Source organism: Sulfurospirillum deleyianum DSM 6946 (assembly GCF_000024885.1).
Lineage (GTDB): Bacteria > Campylobacterota > Campylobacteria > Campylobacterales > Sulfurospirillaceae > Sulfurospirillum > Sulfurospirillum deleyianum.
The window spans coordinates 116306-142597 of the sequence record NC_013512.1 but is presented as its reverse complement, the minus strand read 5'-3'; the positions used below and the strand labels follow the sequence as shown (position 1 = coordinate 142597).

The window sequence follows — 26292 nt, the reverse complement described above, 5'->3', positions numbered from 1 at the left end:
ATTATAGCAAAATAAGGGGTTTTTCACCCCTTATTTAAAAACCACTCATACTGACATATTTTGTCAAAACTCCAAGCAGTGGTTCAACAAAAACAATAGCAAAGACTGTAATCATCACAGCCACTCCAACAATCACTTTCAAAGGGGTCGATGCATTGGTCTCATACAGTCTTGCATCCGCCATGACTGGCTCTTTTAAAAACATATAAACCGCTAGCTTCATATAGTAATAAACTGCTATCGCACTGTTAATGGCAATAATCACCGCCAAATAGATATAGCCACTGTTAATCGCCGCACTGATAAGATAGAGCTTTCCCCAAAAAACAGAAAAAGGAGGCATACCCGCAAGTGCAAACATAAAAATTCCCATAATGGTTGCCGTTGCTGGCATAATTTTTACAAGACCTGAGAATTTAGTAAAAGGGTGCTGATAGCGCTCATCCCACAAATTCTTACGATGCCTTACAATCCAAAGCATCGTAAATGCTCCTAGATTCGTAAACATGAAAAGTGTCCAGTACAAAAAGAGTGCTGTATTGGATTGGGTGGTGCCTATTAAAATAGCTGCCATCATAAAACCTGCATGAGAAATAGAGCTAAATGCTAGCATACGTTTGACATCTTCTTGTACCAATGCGGTAATATTTGCCAACGTCATGGTAAGCACAACCGCAATGTATAAAATATGCTCCAACCAGACCACACCTGAAAAAATTAACATCTCAAAAAGGCGCATTGCAACGACAAATCCAGCGATTTTTGGAACCACTGCCATATACCCTGCAAGTGGCGCAGAACTTCCCTCATACACATCAGGTGTCCACGTGTGCGATGGCACCAAAGAGAGCTTAAATCCAAGGGCTCCTAGCATAAAAATTGCCCCTGCCAAAATGCCAATCAACGGTTCAAAATTTCTCTCTTGAAGCACTCGTTCAATTTCATGAATCTCAACACTTCCACTCATCGCATAAAAAATAAGCGCAGAGAGTGCGTAAAATCCTGCGGCTAAAGCACCCATTGTAAAATATTTAATCGCTGCCTCAAAAGCTTTAGCACGGTTGTGCATCGCAATCAAGGTGTATAAGGCAAGACTTGAAGTCTCAAGACCGATAAAAATCAAAATGAGATTGTCACTGACGACCATACACTGAAAACCCACAATCATAAACATAAAGAGCACATAAAACTCTGCCATTTCGAACTCTCTAAAATGGCGATGACTCAACGAAAGGGGTAAAAAGATAGCTGAGGCAACCAAAAGAATCACTTGCGCAATAAGGGCAATACCATCAATGAGTAAGACATCAAAGAAACCACGCACAGGTCCGTTATAGCCTAAAACGGCTCCTAAATCTAAGAGAATAAACAAAATGGTAATCATCGTTAGAAAACTACGATTGAGACCTTTAACCGCCAAATCCACACATATCAGTGCCAATGCTCCTAATGCTAAAATCGCCATAGGAAGCAGTGCAGGAATATTCAGTGTTGCTATATCAATAGAGATTGTCTCCATTAGTGTGTCCCTCCTATGGTATTAGCATGCATTAAAAGCGCTTTTGTTGAAGGCTCAACTGCTTTTTGATCCATTAAAACAAGCATTTTTTGAACACTCATATCAATCGTTGAAAGCAACGGTTTAGGGTAAACACCTAAGGCTACAACCAAAGCAACCAAAGGAATTAATGCTGTGAGTTCTTTGGCACTCAAATCTTTTAACCCTCGATTTTCTTCATGTACCACCGCACCAAAAAACGATTTTTTATAGAGTACGAGCATATACACTGCCCCTAAAATAATTCCTGTTCCCGCAAAAAGGGTGATGACCCAACTCACACGATAAAATCCCATCAAAGACAAAAATTCACCCACAAAACCAATCGTTAAAGGAAGTCCCACAGAGGCCATCAACATAATGCCGTAAATGGTTGCAAAACGTGGCATGACTTGCGCTAACCCTCCAAATTGACTCATCAATTTAGTATGTCGGCGATCATAGATAACCCCCACAAGCATAAAAAGCGCACCACTGACAATACCATGGCTGAGCATTAAAAAGATAGACCCCGTAATACCCTCAGCGTTCATAGCAAACGTACCTAGGATGACAATACCCATGTGCGAAATTGAACTATATGCAATCACTTGTTTCATATCATCCTGAGCATACGCAATCATTGCTGCATAAATAACCATAATCACACATATAATCGCCACGGGAATTAAAAAATAGACACTTGCATCAGGAAAAAGAGGGAGTGAAAAACGTACAAAACCATAACTTCCCATCTTCAAAAGCACCGCTGCTAGAATAATAGAACCTATCGTAGGCGCTTGTCCATGTGCATAAGGCAACCATGTGTGAAAGGGAAACATCGGTACTTTAATGGCAAAGCCTAAAAAGAAAGCCCCAAATAGCCATAACTGCGTCGTAAAAGGAACTTGTAAAAGATGCCAATCAGGCAAAGCAAAACTCCAAATGCCTGTCGCTTCATAATACAAAAAGCCCATATACAAAATACCCACTAACATTAACACCGAACCTGCGAAGGTATAGAGAAAAAACTTAATGGCAGCATACATACGCTTTTCGCCACCCCATCCACCAATGATATAAAGCATCGGCACCAAAGAGAGTTCCCAAAACGCATAAAACCAAATGACATCTAAAATAAGAAATACGCCCACCATCGTCATCTCTAAAAAGAGTACCGAAATAATTAGATTTTTAACATCTTTCTCAATGCTAAGTGCAATCAAAGCAATCATGGTAATAAAGGTTGAAAGAATGACTAAAAAGAGCGAGATGCCATCCACACCCAAATAGTAACTCATACCATAACTTGGGATAAACGCATAAAACTCCACAAACTGATACCCAGCATTTGCACTATCAAACCCCATCCATAAAATAACGGACAAAACAAACTCGATCGCACTGACACTAATACCATACGCCCGAATACTCTCTTTAGCAACCAAAAAGCCTAAAAGACCTGCTGCTGCTGGAAAAAATACTAAAAGGGATAAAATATGTTCCATTCTCTAACTCCTACGCCATGGGTCTATAAAAAAGCGCTAAAAAGAGCAAAACTACGATTCCTACAACCATCCAGCGCAACATATCAGAGAGATTTCCACTCTGCATTTTTCGTGCTTTTTCTCCCGTTCCATAAATCATCTTTGCAATAAAATCAACGGTACTATCAACCACTTTCATATCCACATTCAACCATGCAAATTTTGCCATGGCATCAAAAGGACGCATAATATAAAGCTCATACAATTTTGGAATGTAGTATTGATTGCTTAAAAGTTTGTAACACCAACGCTCTTCTAAGCGTTTTGAAAAACCACCACGTTTGTACATGTAAATAGCAAACGCAATACCACTTAATGCAATACCTAAAGTGGCAGCAATTAAAACGATTTCCGTCCCATGCGCAATATGAATCTCATAATGGCTCAAAATGCGTGTTACAAAGCCTTCAAAACTGTGCTCAAAAAGTCCTGCTACCACTGCCAAAAGCCCTAAAGGAAGTAAAGCATAGATCACAAAAGGTTGTGCTTCGTGTGGATGTACTCCGTATTTGATATGTTCTTTTTCACCAAAGAAAACAAGCATCACTAAACGAAAGCTGTAAAATGCCGTTAACCCTGCTCCAATAAAAAGCGCAAACCATAAAAAGTAGGCACCCTCATTAAACGCCACTTCCAAAATTTTATCTTTGGAGAAAAAGCCCGCAAAAGGATAAATTCCAGCCAATGCAACCGAAGCGACACTCATGAGAATAGCCGTAGCCTTCATAGAGCCATAAAGCCCACCCATTTTTTTAATGTTCAACTCATCGTGCATCGCATGCATGACATTTCCCGCACCCAAAAAGAGAAGGGATTTAAAAAAGGCATGGGTCATTAAGTGAAACAACGCAATCCAATACGCACCAAGACCTGCAGCCACAAACATATATCCTAATTGTGAAAGGGTTGAATAGGCGATAATGCGTTTAAGGTCATTGTTCACAAGCGCCATTGAAGCTGCAAACAGAGCGACAAATGCCCCTAGGGAAGCTATCGCAAATCCAACATCTGGCACCATACTGTAAAGTTCCCCTGCACGAATAACCAAGTAAACACCTGCGGTTACCATCGTTGCGGCGTGAATCAGTGCCGAAACAGGCGTAGGTCCTTCCATCGCATCTGCTAGCCATGTATGCAGAGGAAACTGCGCTGATTTTCCCATCGCACCAATAAATAAAAAGATTCCCATCGTTGTAATTAAAGCGTTATCAAACTCTTTGAGAGTTGCAAAGACATCATCGTATTGTAAAGAACCTACATTCCAATAAATTAAAAAGAGTCCCATTAGCATACCAAGGTCTGCAATACGGTTCATAATAAACGCTTCATTGGCCGCCCAAGAAGCGGAGTGTTTGTGGTACCAAAAACCAATGAGCAACCACGAACAAAGCCCCACGCCTTCCCAACCGATAAAAAGCCCCGCAAAATTATCGCTCATCACTAAAATCATCATCGAAAAAACAAAGGCTGAGAGATAGGAGAAAAAGCGGTTAAAACTCTTATCATGATCCATATATCCAATGGAGTAAATATGCACAACAGTGGAAACAAGCGTCACAGTTACCATCATAATGACCGAAACTTCATCAACCACAAAACCAAAAGGGATGTATAAATTCCCTGCGACAATCCATTCCATCAGCGTTACATGTAACGCTCCATGCTCATTCACATCAAAGAGTAGCACCAAAGAAGAAAGCATCGAAAGTCCAATAAGACACGACGCCACAATACCCACAAACAATGCTTTAGGGCGTGCCGCAAATAACGCCCCAAAGAGGGCACTAATTAAAGGAGCAAAAAGTGCGGTGTAGAGATAATTTTCCATAGCTTACCCTTTCATCATTTGGAGGCTATTTAAATCAACAGAGCCATTGCGTTTATACCACAAAATGAGAAGTCCCAAACCCACAGCAACTTCACTGGCTGCCACGGCAATAATAAAAAAAGCAAACATCTGCCCTGTAAAATCTCCATAATACTTTGAGACCGCAACAAAACCAATATTAACGGCATTCAATAAAATCTCTGTGGAAAAGAAGAGCATCAAAAGATTGGTTCTTCGCATAACACCGACCAAACCAATAGCAAAAAGCAATCCCGTTAAAATAAGATAATGGGTTAACGTAATCATTTGCCCTCCTTTAGCATTTCACATTCATCCTCTTCTATGGCTAAATGCTCATCCATTTTTTTACTCGCTAAAACAATACCTGAAATCATCGCCACTAAAAGCATAATCGCCGCCAATTCAAAAGGCACTAAGTATTTGGTAAATAAAATAAGTCCTACCATCTGAATATTTCCTACATTTTCAATGGCAGGATACGAAGCTTCAATGCTCTCTGAAACCAACGGCATACATAAAATGGCGACAATCAAAACAGCACTGACAATCGAAAGTGTGTACGCAATTTTTTTCGAACGCATCTTCTCGCTGACATCACGGGTGGTATCAAAAAACATCATACCAAACGCATACAACGCCATAATAGCGCCCGAGTAAACCACAATCTGTACCACACCTAAAAACTCAGCGTCTAAAATAAAAAAGAATCCTGAGATAAAAATCATCCCACCTGCGAGTGCGCTCATGGCATACAAAGCGTTTTTGCTCATCACCACAATGCCAAACATACCCAATGTGAGTATGGAAAAAATATAAAATGCTACTGTTTCATACATGGCAACCTCAATACGCTAATGGTGTTTTTTTAACGGTTTCATCGGCATGGTCGCTTAAAGCACCAAAGCCTGAAAACTCTTTTTGTTCTTTGGCTCTAAAGGTATCAAGAGGGGTGAGCATATCCTCTTTGAGTCCAAAATGAGCCCGCTGTTCACTCGCATTTTCATACTCCGCTCCATGCACAATGGCCAGTTCTGGACACACCTCCGCACAATACCCACAAAAGATACAACGCCCAAAGTTAATGCTATACTGACTCACCTCTTTGCGACTCTTCTCATCAATGCGTGTCTCCATGCGAATACACTTTGCAATACAAATTTTTTCACACAATCCACACCCAATACATCGCTCACTCCCGCTCTCAAAGAGACGAAGCAGACGATGAATCGCACGATAGCGTGGACCCATTTCCATTTTTTCACTGGGGTATTTGAGGGTGTGAATGTCAAACCGTATCATCTCACGAAGCACCACCCAAAGTCCTACAAATAACTCACCCTTAAGGGTTCGCTTCACCACTCTTTGAAACGCTTCCCAGCCATTTTCACTCTTTTTCTCACCCTCAAAAAAGATATAATCCCCGCTACAATCACGTTTTTTAAAATCATTTAGTGTCATCTAAGCCTCCTAAATCAGCACAAAGCCCGTGATCAAGATATTGACCACAGCAAGAGGCATCATCACTTTCCAACAAACCCACATTAACTGATCAGGTCTGACGTGTGGCCATGCCGCTCTGACCCATAAAAATAAGAAAATCCAAAAAGAGACTTTTAAGAGCATCATCACTGCCCCTGGAATAAACCCTAAAGGAGCATATCCGCCCATAAAAATGATGCTCACGAGTACTGAAATGGTAATCATATTGGCGTACTCCCCAATAAAAAAGAGTCCCCAACGCATCCCTGAATACTCCGTAGCATACCCAGCAACGACTTCGGCTTCAAACTCAACCGTATCAAATGGGGCACGGTTGGTCTCCATAAATCCTGCGATGGCAAAAAGTACAAACGCTAAAGGTTGTTTCCAAATGAGCCACTGGGTAATGCCTCCACTTTGATAGTCGTTAATATCAATCAAAGAGAGAGAACCAATAAGCATAATAGGCGCTAATACCGAAAGCCCTGTCACCACTTCAAAGGAGAGCATCTGCACCACCGCACGAGCCGCTCCTAAAAGCGACCATTTATTCGCACTGCTCATACCTGCTAACAACGGCCCATAAATACCCACCGATGCGACACCCATCACGTAGAGAAGGGCTACGTTAATGTCGGAGATAATAGGATGAATGGTGTAACCAAACAGCGTAAACTCAGGAAAATAAGGCACAGCTGCCATCGCGACAAACGCACTGGTTGCCGCAATGACAGGGGCTATCATAAAAATGGGCTTAATCGCATTTTGAGGGATAATATCCTCTTTGGTAAAGAGCTTAATTCCATCAGCGGCAAGTTGTAACAAACCATAGGGTCCCACATGCATGGGTCCAAGACGTCGTTGCATAAACGCCAAAACCTTACGCTCAATAAAGGTTGCAAAACCTGCCATCGCCGCCACCACAGAGACAACGATGACCGCTTTTACCACGGTTTCAACCATCACTGCTGTTTCAAACATGCGCAACTCCTTTCATTGTTACACTCGCAAAACGATACCCCTCTTTAAAAAACGGTGTGACATCTATTTTAGTATCAAAATCTGGTAAATAAGGAATCATTCCCCCTATCATTGGCTCCTCTTTGAGCACAATGACCAACTTCGCTCCCGCATCGTTTTCAAGGGTTAGCATATCGCCACTTTTAAGATTTTTAGCTTCTAAAAACGCTTTGGAGACATACAAAGCACCCGCTTCGTTAAGCTGATGTGCTCTGTTAGTAAAAGCACTAAATTGGTGCACAGGGTTAGCAAGATAGACCATATCCCCCTCTTTACATGTAAAGCTTATTAAAGGCTCAACCTCATCGTTACATGTAAGGTTTTGTGTCTCTAAAAGATAGCCTCGATTTTCCCTTCCATCGTTTTCATACTGATTTGGAAGGTCATCAAATTTTTGAGCTTTAAACCCTTTTTGAGCAGGTAAAAGAGGCGTGTAATCAATCGTCCACTCTGCCTCAAATCCTAATGCGTTCGCAATGTCATTAAGACAATACCCTTTAAAAGGAAGGGCGGCGTTGGTTGGAACCACTCGCTTATTCATGGAGCTAAACGTGCCCTCTTGCTGATTGAGTGCTGGCATTGCCAAATCCCCTTTACCCAAAGCACTCAACGTCACATCCCCTTGGGTGTTATAGCCTAGGATGTAGTTTCCTTTTTCTTCATCCAAATCACAAATCAGCGAAACGCCTAAGGTGTTGGTGCGAGAAGGAATAATCACCACGCTAAATGGCGTAAAACGCTCTATTAAGCCTAAAAGCTTAGCAATGTTTTTTGCCCTTGGATGCGCATAAACATCTTCTCCTACCATCAGACTAAAGCTATCTTTTTTATCGAGCAGTTTCGTGATTTTATCACTCACATCCGCCTCAGCGCCTATGAGTGAAACCAAAGCATTGGTATCGACTTCTATCTCTTTTTCGACCACTTTACTCACACTGGTGATGACCTCTTTTTCTTCACCGCTCTCTTCATCTTTCACCATCTCTTTGACATCTTCTTTAATGTTTTCTTGAATGGTTTTTTTCTCAATCGTATGAAATGTGGCTAAATAGCTTGTAAGTGCTTTTGGCATCGCCTCTTTGTCACCAAAAAAGTCTAAAAGAAAGTACGCAATCGCCTCTTCAGCACCTACTTTGTGTGTAATGCAGAGGAGGTTTTTCGAATAAGCTGAAACCACAGGGTCTGGGATAGGATGGAAGTAAAGCCCTGCGCCTTTGTTCATGCCTATCGCATTGTTCATCGCATAACCCGCATTGGGGCTATCGGTTTTGATGGCACTTGCGAAACTCACGACAAAATTGCTGGAGCGAACACGCTCTAAATCACCACTGTAAAGGCTTTTGCCTGAGGTACTTGCATAGTGTTTAAGAAATTCTTGGTATCGTTTTGCCTCAGGGTTAATGAGTTTATAGCCATACGTTTCTTTGAGCTTTTGTAAAATGAATGCTTCTTCATTGGTAATGTAACTCTCAAATGCAATCGTATCGACCTTGGTTTTTAAGCTCTCCACAACCGTTTCAAAGGCTTTTTCATCTTTACATGTAACCTCGTTTTGAAAGTCAAACCCGTAGCGTGCGCCTGCATGAAGCGGTGCGTAGTTATGCTCACTGCTCACACGGTAAATTTTTGGCTCTGGATTGCTGATGCTAGTCTGTTTGACATCGTAAAAAAGAAGGGAACAATCACTGCTGTGAGGATTGGAAGCGGGGATTTTTTTCAGCTCCCACGCATTGGAGCTGTACTGAAAGTCTGAACCCACAAGCGCACCCACAGGACACACCGCCGTACACTCACCGCACTGCGTACAATCCAAACTCTCCGCCCCACTGGCAATGCCAATAATCGACTTTTGAAGCTTATTCCACATGGCATAGGCATCTTTTTCGGTTTTATCTTTCCATGTTTTGTCCAACTCTGCGCCACCACGAGGAACGGTTTTAAGGGCAGACTCGCCTATCATATCTTTACAGACGGTCACACAGCGCTCACACACAATACACAAAGAAGCATCGTAATGAATGCGCCCCCACTGTTTGGTTGGACGGTGCGTGTCTGCGATACAGTGATGTTGCGCATCAACCCCCATGTGCAAGGTGTAGTTTTGAAGCTCACACTCGCCACTTTGGTCACACACGCCACACTCCAAAGGATGATTCACATCGTAAATCTCCATAATCGCACGGCGCTCTTTTTCAATCTCTTCACTTTTGGTGATGACATTCATCCCCTCTTTGGCTCTGGCATTACAACTATACGCCCTCTTGCCATCAATATCCACCAAACAGAGGCGACATGCTAGCGTAGGTGAGCAGTTGGTCACATAACACAGTGCTGGGATAAAAATGTTATTTCTGCGTGCAACGCCTAAAACGTATTCACCCTCTTTGGCAAGACACGCTTTTCCATCAATCGTTATCGTAATATCGTTCATGACAGCCTCACTTCACTATTTTGACAACATGGTAGGGATACGCCCTACCCAGTTTCGCACAGGGCATTAATCCAATAACCCCTTTGAGCGTTTCATTTTTAACGAAAGTACACGCATGGACTTCTTCGCCTATTTTCACGCCAATGCTTTCATTCTCTTTGACTTTAGCCGCCATTTGAAACTGGGATGATCCAATCAATACGCCCTCTTTTTCACCTACCTTCAAAGGACATTCATAGACCACAACCCCATCAAAACTCTTAATATCCGCAACCTCATCCATCATCTCTAAACTATCATTGAGGCTCACATCTGCCTCCGTTGCACCCACAACCATCACATGAGCTTTTCCATAACGGGCGATGAGTCCTGCGAGTTTGGCAATATGAGAAGCTCTTGGATGGAAGATGACATCATCCCCTAAAAGGAGTAAGACCTTATTCGCCTTTTGATACAAGGCTTCAATCACCTCAATCTCCTCTTCACCCACGTTGCTCTCCGCACTCAAATAACCCTCATCCAGCTCTTCAAAGTACGATTCAATCATGTGAGGCATCTTTACATGTAAAAGAAAACTTTTGGCTAAAAGCGCAAAAACACCCTCTTCTGAGCCCACTTCATAACGGCTAAAAAAAGCACTTTTCTCAATCAGTGAAGCCTCTTCCATGCTAAACAAATAGACCAATTTGGCATCGCTATTTTGAAGTGCCTGAAGCAGTGCTTCATCATGGCGTGAGGGCAAAACACCCACGGAGATAATCACATCAAAATCGTTACAACTAAAAGCAAAAGCCTCTTTTTTTGCTTGTTGCAGGGCGTGTATAAACTGTTTCTTTTCCATTATGCTACTTCACTTTTTACTTTTTTAACCACAATCATCCAATCCGCTTCATTGAATTTAAGAGAGTTCATCAGCGTCCAACCCGCCTCTTTAATCACATCAGCACTTTTTTGAACAGGAGAAAAATCGCCTATTTCAAACATAAAAATAGACACCTCACCCAAAGTGCTCTCGTCAATAATTTCAAGCATACGTCCGTAAAAATCATCCCCTAAATGGCGTAAATCATAGCGTTGCATGCCCTCTCCTTATCTGTCAATTTCGCCAAAGACGATATTCGCATTTCCAATAATCGCCACCACGTCCGCCAAATACTCACCCACCAATAACTCCTGCAAGAAAGCGGTGTGAAAAAAGCTAGGGGTTCTCAGTTTCAAACGGTACGGATAAGGCTCTCCTTGGGAGTTAATGTAAAACCCTAACTCACCTTTAGGCGACTCGGTTGCCACATAGACTTCACCCACAGGTGGGCGCATACCTTGTGTAACGAGAACAAAATGTTGCATCAAAGCATAATTTTGCGTCATAATCTGCTCTTTAGGTGCACTAATATACTGCGGAGCATGCGCCATAATCTCAGGGCTTGTTCCTTCATACATCGGAATGAGTTGTTTTAAAATACGAATACTCTGTTTCATCTCTTCCATATGCAATTTATAGCGTCCATAACTATCACAGGTCGTACTGACAGGGACATCAAACTCGACCTCATCGTAGAGTTCATACGGCTCTTCTTTACGAATATCCCACGCAATGCCACTGCCTCTTAACATCGGACCCGAACAACCCCAACTTTGCGCTTGTTCAGGAGTGACAACACCCACCCCTTCCAAACGCATCTTCCAAATACGGTTCTCATCCAACAATGCTTCATAATCGGTGATATCATGGGGTAAACGATTGAGGTAGCGATTGAGGTTTTCTAACCAGCCTTTAGGTAAATCCAAAGGCACGCCACCAATACGAACTGAAGAGTGTGTGAGTCTTGCACCACAATAATCCTCAATCAAATCCAGCGCATACTCCCTTTCTCTAAAGGTGTATAAAAAGATGGTCATCGCACCTACATCAAGCGCATGGGTTGCTAACCAAAAAAGATGTGAGGTAATACGATTTAGCTCCAGTAAAAGCATACGAATCACTTTTGCCCGTCTAGGCACTTCAAGTCCTATGAGCTTCTCAACCGCTAAAGAAAACCCGTAGTTATTGGAACTTGCGGCAATATAATCCATTCTATCGGTCGTTGGCAAAAACTCATTGTAAATCATATTTTCAGCCATCTTCTCCATACCACGGTGCAAGTAGCCAATATCAGGGGTTGCTTTGCTCACTTTCTCGCCATCAAGCTCTAAAATCAGGCGTAATTGTCCGTGAGAACTGGGGTGTTGAGGTCCAAAGTTCACAATCATATGGTTATCTTCACGCTCAAAAGCGATATTCTCAAAGAAAGGTTTTAGACGATTGACTTTTTGCATGGTTAAGGCCTTTCTTTCACAATTTTGGAATCTTCTTTTTTCAATTTTTTCACAATAAACACCCCACCCTCTTCTTGATAATCGGTGTTTGTCTTCTCCACACTAGGTTCTGCACCAAAAGGCACTTCATGGTGAAGATGCGCAAAACGGTAGGTATCATTCACATCAATACGTGCGCTATCTCGCTCTTCTGGTCCAATAATGTCACGGTACTCTTTACCAAAAATTTTATCAATCTCATACCACTGCGCAACCTCATCACCTTGAAGTGGATAGGTTTTGCGAAGCGGATGGTCATACCAATCATCCGGCATCAAAAGACGTTTCATATACGGATGCCCACTAATGATGACACCAAACATATCATACATTTCACGTTCCGCCCAATCAGCACTTTTATACACATTGCTCACGCTTTGCAAAGTCTCTTTCTCTTTGAGAAAACATTTTACACGCAGACGTTTACGTTTGCTCGTGGAGAGGAGTTGGTAAAAAATCTCAAACTCACCGCTTTTAGCCAACCAATCAATCGCACTGTGCTCACTTAAAAAATTGTAGGAGAGTTTATCCCTTAAAAATTCTAAAACTTTGAGATTATCCTTTGCGTTGATATAAAGGACAAGCTGACCTCTTTGGATGTACGATTCCTTAATAAAAAAGGAAGACTCCAAATCTTTCACATCTTTGGCAAAAACTTCATCACTCTCCACTGCTTCTTTGGGAATTTCTGGAGCTACAAAATAACGGTCGTTGTAGTAAGCTTTTTTTTGTACGTTTTTTTTATCGCTGTAAACTCTCATCATACCAACCTTTTAGGCGCAAGTTTACGAGAGGCTTTCTCGGTTCTAATTTTCTTTTGAAGCAGCATAAGCGCATACTGAAGCGTTTCAGGACGAGGCGCACACCCTGGAAGATAAATATCCACAGGCACAATTCTATCCGCCCCTTGAACGGTAGCGTAGGTATTAAACATTCCGCCTGTGTTGGCACAACTACCCATGCTAATGACCCATTTTGGATCAGGCATCTGGTCGTACAAACGGCGCATAAAAGGAGCATGTTTTTTGGTCAGTGTTCCTGCAATCACAATCACATCGGCTTGTCTAGGGCTCGCTCTAAAAATCGTTCCAAAACGGTCAAAATCGTAACGACTCGCTCCCGTTGCCATCATCTCAATCGCACAACAAGCCAGTCCATAGGTAAGAGGCCAAAGCGAGTTACTACGACCCCACTGCACCAATTTATCAACCGTCGTCAAAGCAACAGGAAGCCCTGCTTCTTGGAGGTAATTTATCTTATGCTGTGCCATTCAAGCGCTCCTTTTCTCCATGCGTAGGCAAAACCTATGCTCAAAATCAAAACAAACAAAATCATCTCAATAAACCCAAACATTCCTAAAACCTTAAAGTTAACCGCCCACGGGAACATAAAAATAATCTCCACATCAAACAAAATAAACAATACCGCAAACAAATAGAAGTGTGCGGAGATTTTGTTGGGCTGTTTGGTCACTTCTGGTCCACACTCGTAGATGGTGAGTTTAAGCTTCTCCGTATCCAAACGTGCCATCTTTCGACTCACGGTTCGTGCTAAAATGGTAATGCCATAAAAGACAACTGCACAAAAAACGAGTAGAAAAAAGGCTCCAAAAAAAGGATGTGAAAAATCCATGTGCGACAAAGAGGTCATCTGCAATTCCTTTACTTTTTTTACCACAAATCCATTTGAACACTCTTTACATGTAAAGTGCTCAAAAAGGCTTGCAAGCCTTTACTTCATAAAACCAACCGACTTCACATCCCCAAAAGCGCCTTTGGTTTCACGATCAATAGAGAGTTTAAAATCCTCAAAGGTAAACAAAGGCTCCTCTTTGGTGGCTACCTTAAGTGCTGTGTTTTTAAGCACTACTTTAATCTGCCCACCTGTGAGCGGATAGGACGCTAAGCGCTCAATATCAAGTCCCTCTTCATAACGTGCATTTTGAGGTAAAAGCTTTTTCCAAAGTTCCAAACGCTGAGTAAAGTCAGGCTTTTCAAAGGCTATTTTATAGTCAAAACGTCTGGAAAAGGCAGGGTCAATCGTCTCTAAAAGATTGGTCGTTGCAATCAGTAGTCCATCAAAACGCTCAATCTGCTCTAAAAAGATATTTTGCATTTGGTTGTGCATTTTATCAGCACTTGCTCCACTGTCGGTTGAGCGAGCGCTTAAAAACTGGTCGGCTTCATTAAGCAGTAAAAGTGGCTCACTTTTGGTTTTTTTGCACAACTCTTTGTAGGTGTCAAAAATATTGCGTACATTTTTTTCACTTTCCCCCACATATTTTGAGAGAATCTTCGAACAATCAAAACTCAGCACTCGTTTTTTCATCGACTTTGCCAAAGAAAGAGCCGTCATGGTTTTGCCAGTACCAGGAGGTCCATAGAGAATAATCTTCGCATCAATCCCACTGCGTCTCTCTTTGATGCCCCATTCTCTAAGCAATTTCACCACATTTTTATCAATCTGTTTGAGTAAATTGTCCAAAACCTCTTTGGTCTTAGGGTGCAAAATGACATCTTCGAGCGTTGTTTTAGGGTCAATCAGCTCAAAAAGCTCTTGCTCACCAATCAGCATATCAAGTTTAATTTTTTTATTTTTCTTCTCTTTGTTAGGGTGCATAATTTTTTGCAAAATCTCTTCGGCAATGAAAAAACTACGTGTCACACCCCCAAAGGTGCTAAGCATTTCATCGTAATCAATAATGAGATTTTCAATGAGTTTTGAACCTTCTTCGAGTAACGAGCGGTTTTTAATCTTTTCATAATCATCCAAACTAATGAGATTAATAAGCGTATTCATATCTCTTAAACTCTCAAACTCTCCTGCATACTCCTCTTTAAGAAGGGCTAGAAAAATGAGTTGTTCTTTGAGGCTTAATTCATTCTCTTTAAAAATACTTTCAACGATAATCTCATTTTGTGTTACTTTTATACGCTCACTAATACGGCTCTCTAAAAGTTCGAGTTTGTTTTTAAGTCGCCCAATACTTGGGGAGCTTTCTGTCGCACTGTTTTTTGTTTGACTGAGTTTTTGATAGAGTTCGATACGAAAAAATTGATCTTTTAAATATTCAAGATGATCCTCATAAGGTGTCACATCTGGTAACACGACCTCAAGTGTTCCTTCCTCAAGGAGTTTTAGAAATGCGGAGCTCAGTGTCACACTGCTGTTTAAAAGCTCCAGTTGAGAAACATCCATAATCTTAGAATTTAAAAAATTATTCTGAACAATCCAGCCTTGTTCAATTAGCTCTTTGACTAAAACAAGCTGATGCAAATGGGCATAATTTTTTTGACCAAAAAGTTTCATCAAAATCTCAGAAACATCCAAGTCTACCGAGCCTTGAACATACTCTTTGGTCATGATTTGTAAGAGCTTCGCTTCATTGAGTGAACATTTTAGATGCTCATAAATTTGACATTTTTGAACATCTTTACACTCTAAAAAATCGATTAAATACTTCAATACTCACCCTTTCATCCCAATAAATCATACCCTTGCACATATTGGGGTTTATATGATGACAAGATGATAATAAAATAACCCTTTGATACGAAAGTTAATCTCTATTTTTTACGCAAAAAATTGCCAGATTGAACATTTTCTTTTAAGACCCGTTTTAAGACCTTTCCTGTTGCATTTTTAGGTAACTCTTCTACAAAATAAATATGCTTTGGTAATTTAAAATTGGCTAAATGTTTCTTTAGGTAACTTCTGAGTTCTACTTCGATGAGGGTCACATTTTCTTTGGGTTGGATAAAAGCTAGGACATCCTCATCTTTGGTTTGTTCATTTTTAAGTCCAATGACCGCTACAGCGTCCACACCTTCGTATTTGTAAATCACCTCTTCAATTTCTCTAGGATAAATATTAATCCCTTTTGAGATAATCAAATCTTTCTTACGATCCACAATGTACACAAAGCCATCTTTATCTTTCTTGCCCAAATCACCTGTGAGTAACCAACCATTGCTAATCGTCTCATCCGTCGCATCAGGATGATTCAGATAGCCTTGCATGACACAATCACCCTTGACCATAATCTCACCTACCTCACCCATAGGAACTTCCATCCGTTCTTCATCCACTATCTTAATCTCATAGCTAGGAAGAGGCAGCCCAACGGAGAGCGGTTTTTGATGATCCAGTCGGTTTACACATACCGCAGGTGAACATTCACTTAAACCATATCCCTCTAAGAGTTTGGCTTTTTTAAATTTGGCACCAAAATCATTGAGTGCTTGTTCACTTAATGGCGCACTGCCTGAGATAAAAATGCGTACTTTGTTAAACCACATAAAATACCATGGAATCTTTGCCTTCAACAAGGCGTTATAGAGCGTAGGAACGCCTAGAAAAATGGTGACACGTTTTAGCAATGTTTGTTTGAGTACATTGGCAAAAGGAAAAACAGAGCGCACAATGACAATGCTAGAACAGGTAAACATCGGTAAAAGCACCATAATGGAGAGTGTAAAGCTGTGAAACATCGGTAGAAAAACAATAAACCTATCGTTACATGTAACTTTAAAAGAGTCTGCTCCACTAATGGCATTTGAGAAGAGATTGCGGTAACTGAGCATCGCCCCTTTAGGTTTACCTGTTGTTCCTGAAGTATAGACGATACAGGCGGTATCATCAAGCTTAGCCTCACACGCTTCTTCTACATCCCTAAGCGTTGTCGCTAAAATTGTCTCGAAACGTTCCTCATTTTCATCCAAAGGCGCTTCTATCCAAATAATACGCTCAATTTTAGTACGCTCTAGCAAAGGTTTCGTTTCTTTAGCAAAAGCATAGGAGCTTAAAAGCATTTTGGCACCGCAGTCATTTAAGATATACTCAAACTCCTCTTCTTTTAAGAAAGTATTGAGAGGAACGGCAATAGCGCCTAGTTTGGTGATGGCGTACAACGCCACCACAAACGCTTCGCAGTTCCCTACAATCATGGCGACTTTGTCACCTTTTTGAATGTTGCTTTGCTTTAAAAAGTGTGCAAACGTATCAATCGAATCTTTGAGTTTGGCATAACTTATCTTTCTATCATCCATAAAAATAGCCGTTTTTCGAGGTGCGTTTTTTGCATTCGAACACAGCACCTCATAAAAATTTTGATACGGATAACTGAGCATATCTAAAACTTATATTTGAGAGATGCTGTGACAAGATGTGCGGCTGAATCACTAAATTTGCCATTAACCCCTGCTGAGTTAGTCACACTCCTATCTTCTTTGTCACTGTACAGATACGCTAAGCCCATTTTCATCTCTTTACTTAAGGCATACTCAAAACCCGCAGAGTAAATCTTCGCATCCGAATCAGGAAGCTCAAAGCCCATCGTGCTACTAGGAACAGGGGTTTTATCAATCGCAAAACCTGCCATGAGTTTTAGTGCATCACTGTATTGGTGACTAATACCTATACGATAAGCATTGGCATCTTTCCAGTTTTTTAGCTTTGATTGCCCTAAAGGAGTTGCTTCAACAGCACTATTTTCAAAGTCAAAGTCTAGATCTTTATAGCTTGACCAATAGGTGCGCTCAAATACAAATTCAAGGGTTGTCTTATCTAAGGTATAAGCTGTTGCTAGGACTAACGAGGCAGGCAAAGGAATATGTGTTTTTACATCACCATTGAGTAAAGCCCCATTAATTGTTGTTTTTGCATCACCATCCACCGTAAGATTTACTTTCGAACGGTAGGTCGCAGAAAATGTTAAATCTTCAATCGGTTTGTAACTAAAAGCAAGGTTATAGCCATAATCAATGGAATCTGCTTCCATTTTATTGTTATAATTAAAACCTCCACCAACACCTTGATATTTAATCACTCCTGTCGTATAAACTCCACGCAAACCAAAGCCCAAAGCTAACTGGTCATTCACTTTATAACTTGCCGTAGGATTGATCTCCACAACTTTTAAGGTGAACTCCTCAGAACTTCTCATCTGATAGCTCTCATCCCAACGCTTTGAAAGACCAGCAGGGGCTACGATAGAAAGACCATAACGCCAATTGCCCACCATTGGTGAGACATAGTGTAAATTGGGGAGTAAAAAGTTCTCCTCTTTGGAATCACCACTACTGTTTCCAACAGGAGTTCCACCAGAAGCGGTATAATCCACTTTAGGGAGATTAATATACGTTAAAGAGGTTTCAATATAACCACCCTCTGCCATAAATGCCATATTGGCAGGGTTATAATAACTCGCATCAGCCCCATTGGCACTGGCGACGTATGCCGCACTCATTGCGACAGAATTTAAAGATTGCTCAGGAATTCTATAGCCTGAAGCTAAAAGGGTTGCCGTACTAAGACTTAGTAACGTAGCGACTTTGAGGGTTTGTTTCATTCAGTTTCCTTAAAAAATTAGTCAATTAGGCTATAAAGAAGTGCAATCTCTTCTGCCCAAATAGATTCGTCTATCGTTTCAAGTATTAAAGGGATATCATCCATGCGAGCATCATTCATGATTAATTTAAAAGGCGCTAGTCCTAGCTTCCCTTTGCCTAAAGAGTCGTGCCTGTCCACATGCGAGCCCAAATCAGGCTTAGAATCGTTAAGATGCATTCCTTTGAGGTACTTAAAGCCCACGATTGTATCAAATTTGTGCATCGTTTGCCCATAGGTTTCTTCAGTTCTAAAGTCATACCCTGAGGTAAAAAGATGACACGTATCAATGCAAACACCCACCCGCTCTTTATCGATAGCGTTTTCCATTAGATAACTAAGGTGTTCCATTTTGTAACCTAAATTGCTTCCTTGTCCTGCAGTATTTTCAACAACGAGTGTCACACCACTGGTTTTGCGTAACACTTCGTTCATCGAAGCACTAATCAGCTCCAAACACGCCTCTTCGCTGATTTGCTTTAGGTGACTACCTGGATGAAAGTTCAACTTATCAAGCCCTAACGCCTCACAGCGCTTCACCTCATCAATAAAAGCGTTTAAAGACTTCTGCCGTGCATCTGCTTCTGGATGCCCTAAATTAATCAAATAACTATCGTGAGCTAAGACGTGTTTGGGAAGAATTTCTGCTTTTTCCAGTTCAACTTTAAAACGCTCAATATCTTCTTTTGTAAGCGATTTTCCTTCCCATTGGCGTTGATTTTTCGTAAAAAGAGCAAAGGCTTTTGCCCCAATTTTCACTGCATTTATAGGAGCATTAAATACCCCTCCACTGGCACTCACATGTGCCCCAACATATTTCATTATTTTTCCTTTTAGGGTAATGGTCTAAGTCGAATCAAAATACCGTTTTGGGTATCTTTGAAACTTGAGTGTGCATTTTCAACTTTATAGAGGATATGGCTTCCTTCAAAAGTGAGTTCTTGCTCAAATCCCTGAGGGGTTTGGCGTAAGAATTTACCATGATAAATAGGCTTTTGCGCCATAATATCTTCAATCAATTCTGGATAATGTTCGGCTTGAAAAAAATGGTGATTAAAAGCGAGTTTATCCAAACATTGCCCATCCAAACAGATATAATTGCCCATCATTTCAAGATGAAACAGTACATTGCCCGCTGAAAAAATCTGAATACTATCGTAATGATTTCCGTGGTTGATAAAGCCTGTATCGGAGAGTGCGATTTGTTTATTTTTAATGGTAATAATATAGGCTTCTGAACGTGTAATCTCTTTTTTAACAGCACAGCCACTCAAGATAAAAAGAAGCAATGTAATACTGACATGTAAAAACCATTTCATGATTGACACGCCTTGCAAATGCCTTTAAGCACAATGCTTTTCACTTCACCTTCCACCTCACCAAAATCCACATCCATACAAATAATTCGATGGCACTGTTCACAAATAAAATGCGCATGAGTTTTGCCTGAAAGCTCAAAATACCACTTGCGATCATCGCCTTCAAATTTATGCACCATTCCCGCCTCTTCAAAAAGCGCAATATTGCGATAAAAGGTCGCTTTATCCATAGCACTGTCCATTTTTTCTTTAATTTGCTCATAATTCATGGGCTGTGTTGCCGCTTTAAGCACCATTAAAATTGAAAAACGTGCGGTTGTAAATTTAATGTCATATTTACAACACAATGCTTTTATCTGTTCGTTCATCACCCACTCTTTACATGTAAATTGTCGTGAATGGTATCCAATTTTTTATTAAGTCACAACTAAGTTGCATTTGATTAAGATTCTGCGTATTTTATGCAACTTAGTCGCAAAGGAGATTTTATGAAACGTGTTTTGTTACTTTTTACACTACTTTTTAGCACCTTTTTGTATGCTAAACCAACTGTTACGGTGAGCATTGTACCTCAGAAATATTTTGTCGAACAAATCGCAAAAGAGCTTTTACATGTAAACGTTATGGTAAGCCCCGGTTCAAGCCCTCACACCTATGAGCCAAAACCTTCACAAATGAAAGAGTTAGCCAACTCAGACGCCTACTTCAGCATTGGAGATGGATTTGAAAAAGCATGGCTTCCTAAATTTAAAAGCACTCATCCCAAACTGCTTATCGTCGATACCATCCAAGGACTTGAAAAAATTCCTATGGCAGAGCACCACCATGAAGAAAAAGCTCATCAACACGATGAACACGGTACACCTGATCCACATGTTTGGCTTGATCCTATTTCTGTAAAAATTCAAGCTAAAAATATTTACGATGCCCTCGTCAAACTCTACCCTTTACATGTAAAAGCATTGACGGAGAATTATGAAGCATTCAATGCCTCTTTGGATACGCTCGATGCAACTATCCAAAACAAGCTATCGAATGTTAAAAATCGAAAATTTATCATTTTTCACCCCTCTTTTGGCTACTTCGCTAAACGCTACAATTTAGAGCAGATTGCGATTGAAGTGAGTGGAAAAGAGCCTAAACCTAAAGAGTTGGCACGCATTATTGAAGAAGCAAAAGAGGAGAATGTTAAAGTCATTTTTGTCTCTCCTCAATTCTCACAAAAAAGCGCACAAACTATTGCAACCCAAATCAATGGCAAAGTCTTAACCATCAACCCTCTTGCCTACGAATGGCGTGAGAATATGCTTAGTGTGGCTGAAATATTTGAATCAGAACTAAAATGATATAATCGTCCTTATGCAAAACGATATTTCAATTAATCACCTTTTTTTTAGTTACGATGGGACGATTGTATTGGAGGACATTAACCTCCAATACAATCGTAAAGAGTTTTTAGCCATCATTGGGCCTAATGGTGGAGGAAAAAGTACCCTTCTAAAAGTCATGATAGGACTTCTTCGCCCTACATCAGGCGAGGTTTTGCTTTTTGGAAAAAATCCTTTACATGTAAGCCATGAAATTGCTTATGTTCCACAAGATACGATTGCCAATAAAGACTTTCCTATTAAAGTGCTCGATGTTGTTTTGATGGGAAGACTTCAAAAATCAACCTCCTTTGCACCCTATTCCAAAGAAGATTATGCAATAGCATATGCCATGCTTGAAAAAGTGGGTATGAAAGGGTTTGAGCATCAAAAAATCAATGCCCTCTCCGGCGGACAACGTCAACGTGTTTTTATTGCCCGTGCTTTGGCGTGTGAAGCAAAAATCATTTTCCTAGACGAGCCCACGGCAAGCATCGATACCGCAGGACAAATGGAGGTCTTTAAATTGTTAAAAACTCTCAATGAAACAGTGGGAATTGTCATTATCAGCCACGATATCAATGTCGCTCTCAACTACGCTACCAAAGTTGCGCATATCAATAAAACACTCTATATTCATGATGTATCCGCCACACCAAACCTACAAACCTTTCAAAAAACCAATGGTCATTTCTGTCCAATTGAGCTCATTAGTGCTACACGGTGTAACCATTTTCATAAAGAGGTTTTATGATAGAACTTTTTTCATTTGATTTTATGCAAAACGCTCTGTTTGCTTCTGTGTTAGTGAGTGTTATTTGTGGTGTTATTGGAACACTGATTGTCATTAACCGTATGGTTTTCATTGCGGGTGGTATTGCACATGGCTCGTATGGCGGGATTGGACTTGCCCTTTATTTTGGTATTGCCCCCATGCTGGGTGCTTCTCTTTTTGCACTGTTTCTAGGGCTGATTATTGCTTATATTACGCATCAAAATAGCACACGTATTGACTCACTTATCGGAGTGATTTGGGCGTTTGGTATGGCACTGGGTATTATTATGACGGATCTAACACCTGGGTATAATGTGGATTTAATGAGTTATCTTTTTGGTGCTATTTTATCTGTTTCTAACGAAGATATTTATGGCATGAGTGGTGTGTTTGTTTTGGTGTTAGTCTTTGCGTTACTCTTTTACAAACAACTTTTAGCGATGAGTTTTGATGCACAATTTGCCAAACTCAGAGGTGTCAATGTTACCTTGCTCTATTTTGGGTTGGTGTTGATGACGGCTTTGGGTGTGGTAATTATTATCCGTGCGGTGGGACTTATTTTGGTCATTGCCTTACTAACCATTCCTCCTTACATCGCTGAAAAACTAACAAATTCTATGGCAAAAATGATGCTCTTCTCCGCCCTTTTATCGGCTTTCTTTTGTATCACAGGATTACTCCTTGCGTCTTTCTTCAACCTCAGCGCAGGAGCAACGATTATTATGGTAGGAACTGCAACCTTTTTTCTTCAATTTCTATTCAGTACCCTTTTGCGTAAAGCCTAGAGTGGCTTTCGCTTCAGGCGACGGCGCTCTACCATATAAGCACCCAATTCTGCAATCAACATACCACTTAAAATCAAAAAAGCTCCCGCAATTTGCGAAAGACTCAACACTTCATTGGCAAACCAATACCCAAATAATCCCGCACTCACAGGTTCCATCGTAAAAATAATCGCTGTTTTAGCCGCTGTGGTAAAACGCTGCACCGCCGTTTGTACCCAAAAAGCAAAAATAGTCGCAAACAAAACAGTAATCGCAATCGCATTGATAAACAACCCATCTATGCGAGGAGGCATAATCGCACCCTCTAAAACAAACCCTCCTATGAAAGAGCCCAACGCAACGGTAAAAAATTGAATACAAACCAACAAATAAACATTATGCTTTGTGGAATAATACCCCGTAAATACAATATGTAAAGCAAACATCATGGCACAAATAAACGCATACCCCTCGCCTAAACCAAACCCAATCTCACTGTTGAGCGTGAGAAAATAAAGTCCAATCGCAGCAACGACTGCTCCAAAAGAGGAGAATAAAGAGGCTTTGTGTTTAAAAATAAGATAGGAGATAAACGGTACCACAATGACATTTAAGCCTGTAATAAACCCTACGGTGGAAGAGTACGTATAAGTCAGTGCAAACGTCTGAAAAGCATACCCTAAAAACATAAACGTTCCGAGTAGAACACCTGCTTTTAAAACTTCTGTATTAAAGTAACGCAATGCTCTCACGGAAAGAAGAAGCATCAACACGGCTGCTACGAAAAACCGCCAAAACAAAAAAGTATAGACAGGTGTTTCATTTACCGCTGCTTGAACAACAAAAAATGTACTTCCCCACGCAACTGCTACTAAAAGAAGCAAAAAATCTGCAATTAACTCTTTTAATTTATAATTTATCAAGAAATCCAACCTATTTTTTGTAAGATAAGCACGTATTGTAACACATCGGATGAAAAAAAGAAAAAAATTATTTTTCTTAATCTTTCTCACATGTTAATGCTATAATTACTTTCTTGTGACATATTTTGGGAGGTTTTAGTAATGACACCGCGCATTTGGATCTCTTGTTTCTGTCTGGTCGCTTCTTTTACAGCTCTACGCGCACAAAATAACGGTGAAATACTCTACCGTCAATGTGCAGGTTGCCATGGAATAGATGGCAAAAATAAAGCATTTGGTAAAAGTGGCATCATCGCAGGACAAAATGTTAAAGATTTAATTGAGAGTCTTAAATTTTACCGAGAAAGTGAATTTAAAGCACATGGAACGTCTTTGGTCATGTCAAAGCAGACAAAGAATATGAGTGAGCAAGATATTAACGAAGTTGCACAATACATTTCAAAATTACCGAAATAATCTCCTTAAAAAAGGCACCTTTTCGTATGAAAAAGTTGATGTATTGTCTCTTAATGCTCACTGTATTGTGTGCACTTCCCTCCTCTTTGGCTGCTAGTACCCTGAAAGGTAAAGTTTATTATTCAAAAGTTCTCAAACCGGCATGCGGATTTAATGGTAATGTTATGGGGAAAAAACATACGATGAATGAGTGGAAACACTTTTATCAAAACAACCAACTCTCCTTAGCTATCCAAGTACTTTGTCCACACGCCCCTGAAATTAGTGATCCAAATGATCTTTTAAATCTTTATCATTTTTTAAGTTCTTTTGCAAGCGACAGTGGAAATGTTCCTTCTTGCAATTAGAAAATTTTATACAAAACCTTTATCTTACTTTTATATACAACTGCTACAATTATGATGCGTTCTCAAAAAATTTCGTATTTAACGAGAGATGAGCCTTCTTGTAAAGAAGCTTTTTGCAAAAACTTTCCAAGACACCAATTTAGAACTTCTCAATGAAAGGTTTGAATGAATCAAACAATTGTGCGAATGGAAAACGTTGATAAATATTATGGCGATTTTCATGTGCTTAAAAACATCAATTTTTCTGTTAAAGAGGGAGAAATTGTTGTTATCTGTGGACCTAGCGGAAGTGGAAAATCAACACTTATTCGCTGTATTAATAAACTTGAAGAAATTGACAGTGGCGAGATTAACGTTGATACCTATGATTTGTATGACAAAAAAGTTAATATCAACAGTGTTCGAGCAGAAACGGGAATGGTTTTTCAACATTTTAATCTTTTCCCACATCTTACCATCTTAGAGAATATCACCCTTGCACAGCGTAAAGTAAAAAAAGTGAGTAAGCATGATGCCAATGAACGCTCTTTAAAACTCTTAGAACGTGTAGGATTAGTCCATAAAGCTGAGGGCTATCCTAACGAGCTCAGCGGTGGACAAAAACAGCGTGTTGCGATTGCAAGAACCCTTGCCATGCAACCTAAAATTATTCTTTTTGATGAGCCAACGTCTGCACTTGATCCTGAAATGATTGGTGGTGTTTTAGATGTTATGCGAGAACTTGCTCACGAAAACTACACCATCATTTGTGTCACACATGAAATGGGTTTTGCAAAAGAGGTCAGTAATCGCATTGTTTTTATGGATGAAGGAAGGATTATTGAAGAGGGAACACCTGAAGACTTTTTCACCAATCCAAAAACAGAACGTGCACAAAAATTTTTACAAGAAATCTTAACACATTAAAAACTAAACCCTTAAGGAGCGTAGGTATGAAAAAACTTCTAGCGGCATTACTCGTAATGCTTGGACTCAATGCCATGGCAGATGATATCAATCTATGGCAAAAATCAACCCTCAATAGCATTTTACAAAAAGGCGAATTGACAGTTGGACTAGAGCCTGGTTATATGCCTTTTGAGATGAAAGATAAACAAGGTAACGTCATTGGCTTTGATGTGGATATCGCCAATGAAATGGCAAAAGCAATGGGTGTCAAACTCAAGCTCGTTCCAACAGCATGGGATGGAATTATTGCGGGCCTTTTAACAGGGAAGTATGACATCATCATCTCCGGTATGACCATCACACAAGAGCGCAATCTCAAGATTAACTTTGCTGACCCTTACATTAGCGTAGGTCAAACCATTCTTGCCCCTAAAAAACATGCCGGTAAAAAATGGAGTGATTTGGATAAACCTGAGTACACCATCGTCACAAAAATCGGGGTCACAGGGGAAATTGCAACACGAAAAATGTTTAAAAAAGCAAAAATCAGAACTTTCGAAACTGAAGCAGACGCAGCACAAGAGGTGCTAAATGGCAATGCAGATGGGTTAGTCTATGACAAGCCTTATAACGCTATCTTCTTTGCTGAAAAAGGTGGCGATAAATTAGTACATCTTAGTGATGAATTAACCTATGAGCCTTTAGGTTTTGCGGTACGTAAAGGTGATCCTGATTTTCTTAATTGGCTAAATAATTTCTTGAACCAAACAAAAAATGACGGTACGTATAAAAAAATTTATGACAGATGGTTTACACAAACCGCTTGGCAAAAAAAGGTAATGTAAGCA

The 26292-nt window shown here is 40.3% G+C and carries 28 protein-coding genes; 7 read left to right on the top strand and 21 right to left on the bottom strand.

What is annotated here, in order from left to right:
• Window positions 1-34 precede the first annotated feature (34 nt).
• The 20 genes from nuoN to SDEL_RS00690 form a co-directional block, all read right to left on the bottom strand.
• Window positions 35-1519 carry an NADH-quinone oxidoreductase subunit NuoN gene (nuoN, locus tag SDEL_RS00785; RefSeq protein ID WP_012855955.1) on the bottom strand — a complete coding sequence of 495 codons (1485 nt, stop codon included), beginning with the start codon at window positions 1517-1519 and terminating at the stop codon, window positions 35-37.
• Window positions 1519-3045 carry an NADH-quinone oxidoreductase subunit M gene (locus tag SDEL_RS00780; RefSeq protein WP_012855954.1) on the bottom strand — a complete coding sequence of 509 codons (1527 nt, stop codon included), beginning with the start codon at window positions 3043-3045 and terminating at the stop codon, window positions 1519-1521. The genes nuoN and SDEL_RS00780 overlap by 1 nt, the downstream gene beginning before the upstream one ends.
• A 10-nt stretch (window positions 3046-3055) precedes the next feature.
• Window positions 3056-4912, bottom strand: a complete 1857-nt coding sequence (nuoL, locus tag SDEL_RS00775; protein ID WP_012855953.1) for an NADH-quinone oxidoreductase subunit L — start codon at window positions 4910-4912, stop codon at window positions 3056-3058.
• Between the two features lie 3 nt (window positions 4913-4915).
• A complete protein-coding gene (gene nuoK / locus SDEL_RS00770) occupies window positions 4916-5218 on the bottom strand; it encodes an NADH-quinone oxidoreductase subunit NuoK (RefSeq protein WP_012855952.1) in 303 nt (100 codons plus the stop codon).
• Window positions 5215-5769 carry an NADH-quinone oxidoreductase subunit J gene (locus tag SDEL_RS00765; RefSeq protein ID WP_012855951.1) on the bottom strand — a complete coding sequence of 185 codons (555 nt, stop codon included), beginning with the start codon at window positions 5767-5769 and terminating at the stop codon, window positions 5215-5217. Before SDEL_RS00765 ends, nuoK begins: the two co-directional genes overlap by 4 nt.
• A gap of 7 nt (window positions 5770-5776) precedes the next feature.
• Complete coding sequence (gene nuoI / locus SDEL_RS00760; protein WP_012855950.1) at window positions 5777-6391, bottom strand: NADH-quinone oxidoreductase subunit NuoI; 615 nt, start codon at window positions 6389-6391, stop codon at window positions 5777-5779.
• 9 nt (window positions 6392-6400) lie between these two features.
• Window positions 6401-7393 carry an NADH-quinone oxidoreductase subunit NuoH gene (nuoH, locus tag SDEL_RS00755; protein ID WP_012855949.1) on the bottom strand — a complete coding sequence of 331 codons (993 nt, stop codon included), beginning with the start codon at window positions 7391-7393 and terminating at the stop codon, window positions 6401-6403.
• Window positions 7386-9863, bottom strand: coding sequence for an NADH-quinone oxidoreductase subunit G (locus SDEL_RS00750; protein WP_012855948.1), 2478 nt, complete (start codon window positions 9861-9863; stop codon window positions 7386-7388). The genes nuoH and SDEL_RS00750 overlap by 8 nt, the downstream gene beginning before the upstream one ends.
• A gap of 7 nt (window positions 9864-9870) precedes the next feature.
• Window positions 9871-10704, bottom strand: a complete 834-nt coding sequence (locus tag SDEL_RS00745) for a hypothetical protein (RefSeq protein WP_012855947.1) — start codon at window positions 10702-10704, stop codon at window positions 9871-9873.
• Window positions 10704-10943, bottom strand: a complete 240-nt coding sequence (locus SDEL_RS00740) for an NADH-ubiquinone oxidoreductase subunit E family protein (protein WP_012855946.1) — start codon at window positions 10941-10943, stop codon at window positions 10704-10706. The genes SDEL_RS00745 and SDEL_RS00740 overlap by 1 nt, the downstream gene beginning before the upstream one ends.
• Before the next feature lie 9 nt (window positions 10944-10952).
• A complete protein-coding gene (nuoD, locus tag SDEL_RS00735) occupies window positions 10953-12179 on the bottom strand; it encodes an NADH dehydrogenase (quinone) subunit D (protein ID WP_012855945.1) in 1227 nt (408 codons plus the stop codon).
• A gap of 2 nt (window positions 12180-12181) precedes the next feature.
• On the bottom strand, window positions 12182-12982 hold the full coding sequence (locus SDEL_RS00730) for an NADH-quinone oxidoreductase subunit C (protein ID WP_012855944.1): 801 nt from the start codon (window positions 12980-12982) through the stop codon (window positions 12182-12184).
• Entirely contained in the window at window positions 12979-13488 is a 510-nt protein-coding gene (locus tag SDEL_RS00725) for a NuoB/complex I 20 kDa subunit family protein (RefSeq protein ID WP_012855943.1), read from the bottom strand. Before SDEL_RS00725 ends, SDEL_RS00730 begins: the two co-directional genes overlap by 4 nt.
• Window positions 13470-13868, bottom strand: coding sequence for an NAD(P)H-quinone oxidoreductase subunit 3 (locus tag SDEL_RS00720; RefSeq protein ID WP_012855942.1), 399 nt, complete (start codon window positions 13866-13868; stop codon window positions 13470-13472). Before SDEL_RS00720 ends, SDEL_RS00725 begins: the two co-directional genes overlap by 19 nt.
• Window positions 13869-13949: 81 nt before the next feature.
• Complete coding sequence (locus tag SDEL_RS00715) at window positions 13950-15683, bottom strand: ATP-binding protein (protein ID WP_012855941.1); 1734 nt, start codon at window positions 15681-15683, stop codon at window positions 13950-13952.
• A 101-nt stretch (window positions 15684-15784) separates the two neighbouring features.
• A complete protein-coding gene (locus SDEL_RS00710) occupies window positions 15785-17347 on the bottom strand; it encodes a fatty acid--CoA ligase (protein WP_012855940.1) in 1563 nt (520 codons plus the stop codon).
• Between the two features lie 2 nt (window positions 17348-17349).
• On the bottom strand, window positions 17350-18567 hold the full coding sequence (locus SDEL_RS00705; protein WP_012855939.1) for an OmpP1/FadL family transporter: 1218 nt from the start codon (window positions 18565-18567) through the stop codon (window positions 17350-17352).
• A gap of 17 nt (window positions 18568-18584) precedes the next feature.
• Window positions 18585-19427, bottom strand: a complete 843-nt coding sequence (gene nfo, locus SDEL_RS00700) for a deoxyribonuclease IV (protein WP_012855938.1) — start codon at window positions 19425-19427, stop codon at window positions 18585-18587.
• Window positions 19428-19438: 11 nt separating this feature from the next.
• Window positions 19439-19924 carry a hypothetical protein gene (locus SDEL_RS00695; RefSeq protein ID WP_012855937.1) on the bottom strand — a complete coding sequence of 162 codons (486 nt, stop codon included), beginning with the start codon at window positions 19922-19924 and terminating at the stop codon, window positions 19439-19441.
• Complete coding sequence (locus SDEL_RS00690) at window positions 19921-20292, bottom strand: Fur family transcriptional regulator (protein WP_012855936.1); 372 nt, start codon at window positions 20290-20292, stop codon at window positions 19921-19923. The genes SDEL_RS00695 and SDEL_RS00690 overlap by 4 nt, the downstream gene beginning before the upstream one ends.
• Before the next feature lie 120 nt (window positions 20293-20412).
• On the opposite strand from SDEL_RS00690, the gene SDEL_RS00685 reads away from it, so the two are divergent.
• From SDEL_RS00685 to SDEL_RS00675, 3 genes are read left to right on the top strand one after another with little or no spacing between them, the layout of a single operon-like run.
• Window positions 20413-21270, top strand: coding sequence for a metal ABC transporter solute-binding protein, Zn/Mn family (locus SDEL_RS00685; RefSeq protein WP_012855935.1), 858 nt, complete (start codon window positions 20413-20415; stop codon window positions 21268-21270).
• 13 nt (window positions 21271-21283) lie between these two features.
• A complete protein-coding gene (locus SDEL_RS00680; RefSeq protein WP_012855934.1) occupies window positions 21284-22045 on the top strand; it encodes a metal ABC transporter ATP-binding protein in 762 nt (253 codons plus the stop codon).
• On the top strand, window positions 22042-22851 hold the full coding sequence (locus SDEL_RS00675; RefSeq protein ID WP_012855933.1) for a metal ABC transporter permease: 810 nt from the start codon (window positions 22042-22044) through the stop codon (window positions 22849-22851). The genes SDEL_RS00680 and SDEL_RS00675 overlap by 4 nt, the downstream gene beginning before the upstream one ends.
• Here SDEL_RS00675 and SDEL_RS00670 read toward each other — a convergent pair.
• Window positions 22848-23753: a DMT family transporter gene (locus tag SDEL_RS00670; RefSeq protein ID WP_012855932.1), complete on the bottom strand. Its 906-nt coding sequence runs from the start codon at window positions 23751-23753 to the stop codon at window positions 22848-22850. The two genes, SDEL_RS00675 and SDEL_RS00670, sit on opposite strands and share 4 nt — an antisense overlap.
• A gap of 141 nt (window positions 23754-23894) precedes the next feature.
• Between SDEL_RS00670 and SDEL_RS00665 the strand changes: the two genes are divergently transcribed.
• From SDEL_RS00665 to SDEL_RS00650, 4 genes are all read left to right on the top strand, one after another.
• Window positions 23895-24209 (top strand): c-type cytochrome, encoded by a 315-nt coding sequence (locus SDEL_RS00665; RefSeq protein WP_012855931.1) that lies wholly within the window; start codon window positions 23895-23897, stop codon window positions 24207-24209.
• Window positions 24210-24235: 26 nt separating this feature from the next.
• Window positions 24236-24556, top strand: coding sequence for a hypothetical protein (locus SDEL_RS00660; protein WP_012855930.1), 321 nt, complete (start codon window positions 24236-24238; stop codon window positions 24554-24556).
• A gap of 165 nt (window positions 24557-24721) precedes the next feature.
• Window positions 24722-25462 carry an amino acid ABC transporter ATP-binding protein gene (locus tag SDEL_RS00655; protein ID WP_012855929.1) on the top strand — a complete coding sequence of 247 codons (741 nt, stop codon included), beginning with the start codon at window positions 24722-24724 and terminating at the stop codon, window positions 25460-25462.
• A 26-nt stretch (window positions 25463-25488) separates the two neighbouring features.
• Window positions 25489-26289, top strand: coding sequence for a transporter substrate-binding domain-containing protein (locus SDEL_RS00650; RefSeq protein ID WP_012855928.1), 801 nt, complete (start codon window positions 25489-25491; stop codon window positions 26287-26289).
• Window positions 26290-26292 lie beyond the last annotated feature (3 nt).

Bases quoted from the DNA above. Each gene is read 5' to 3' on its own strand.
- SDEL_RS00680 (WP_012855934.1), top strand. From the start codon at position 21,284: ATGCAAAACGATATTTCAATTAATCACCTTTTTTTTAGTTACGATGGG.
- nuoD (WP_012855945.1), bottom strand. From the start codon at position 12,179: ATGCAAAAAGTCAATCGTCTAAAACCTTTCTTTGAGAATATCGCTTTT.
- SDEL_RS00655 (WP_012855929.1), top strand. From the start codon at position 24,722: ATGAATCAAACAATTGTGCGAATGGAAAACGTTGATAAATATTATGGC.
- SDEL_RS00695 (WP_012855937.1), bottom strand. From the start codon at position 19,924: ATGAAATGGTTTTTACATGTCAGTATTACATTGCTTCTTTTTATCTTG.
- SDEL_RS00690 (WP_012855936.1), bottom strand. From the start codon at position 20,292: ATGAACGAACAGATAAAAGCATTGTGTTGTAAATATGACATTAAATTT.
- nuoH (WP_012855949.1), bottom strand. From the start codon at position 7,393: ATGTTTGAAACAGCAGTGATGGTTGAAACCGTGGTAAAAGCGGTCATC.
- SDEL_RS00710 (WP_012855940.1), bottom strand. From the start codon at position 17,347: ATGCTCAGTTATCCGTATCAAAATTTTTATGAGGTGCTGTGTTCGAAT.
- SDEL_RS00780 (WP_012855954.1), bottom strand. From the start codon at position 3,045: ATGGAACATATTTTATCCCTTTTAGTATTTTTTCCAGCAGCAGCAGGT.
- SDEL_RS00650 (WP_012855928.1), top strand. From the start codon at position 25,489: ATGAAAAAACTTCTAGCGGCATTACTCGTAATGCTTGGACTCAATGCC.
- SDEL_RS00725 (WP_012855943.1), bottom strand. From the start codon at position 13,488: ATGGCACAGCATAAGATAAATTACCTCCAAGAAGCAGGGCTTCCTGTT.
- SDEL_RS00720 (WP_012855942.1), bottom strand. From the start codon at position 13,868: ATGACCTCTTTGTCGCACATGGATTTTTCACATCCTTTTTTTGGAGCC.
- nuoN (WP_012855955.1), bottom strand. From the start codon at position 1,519: ATGGAGACAATCTCTATTGATATAGCAACACTGAATATTCCTGCACTG.
- SDEL_RS00730 (WP_012855944.1), bottom strand. From the start codon at position 12,982: ATGATGAGAGTTTACAGCGATAAAAAAAACGTACAAAAAAAAGCTTAC.
- SDEL_RS00765 (WP_012855951.1), bottom strand. From the start codon at position 5,769: ATGTATGAAACAGTAGCATTTTATATTTTTTCCATACTCACATTGGGT.
- nuoL (WP_012855953.1), bottom strand. From the start codon at position 4,912: ATGGAAAATTATCTCTACACCGCACTTTTTGCTCCTTTAATTAGTGCC.
- SDEL_RS00675 (WP_012855933.1), top strand. From the start codon at position 22,042: ATGATAGAACTTTTTTCATTTGATTTTATGCAAAACGCTCTGTTTGCT.
- SDEL_RS00705 (WP_012855939.1), bottom strand. From the start codon at position 18,567: ATGAAACAAACCCTCAAAGTCGCTACGTTACTAAGTCTTAGTACGGCA.
- SDEL_RS00685 (WP_012855935.1), top strand. From the start codon at position 20,413: ATGAAACGTGTTTTGTTACTTTTTACACTACTTTTTAGCACCTTTTTG.
- SDEL_RS00660 (WP_012855930.1), top strand. From the start codon at position 24,236: ATGAAAAAGTTGATGTATTGTCTCTTAATGCTCACTGTATTGTGTGCA.
- SDEL_RS00740 (WP_012855946.1), bottom strand. From the start codon at position 10,943: ATGCAACGCTATGATTTACGCCATTTAGGGGATGATTTTTACGGACGT.
- SDEL_RS00745 (WP_012855947.1), bottom strand. From the start codon at position 10,704: ATGGAAAAGAAACAGTTTATACACGCCCTGCAACAAGCAAAAAAAGAG.
- nuoI (WP_012855950.1), bottom strand. From the start codon at position 6,391: ATGACACTAAATGATTTTAAAAAACGTGATTGTAGCGGGGATTATATC.
- nfo (WP_012855938.1), bottom strand. From the start codon at position 19,427: ATGAAATATGTTGGGGCACATGTGAGTGCCAGTGGAGGGGTATTTAAT.
- SDEL_RS00665 (WP_012855931.1), top strand. From the start codon at position 23,895: ATGACACCGCGCATTTGGATCTCTTGTTTCTGTCTGGTCGCTTCTTTT.
- SDEL_RS00750 (WP_012855948.1), bottom strand. From the start codon at position 9,863: ATGAACGATATTACGATAACGATTGATGGAAAAGCGTGTCTTGCCAAA.
- nuoK (WP_012855952.1), bottom strand. From the start codon at position 5,218: ATGATTACGTTAACCCATTATCTTATTTTAACGGGATTGCTTTTTGCT.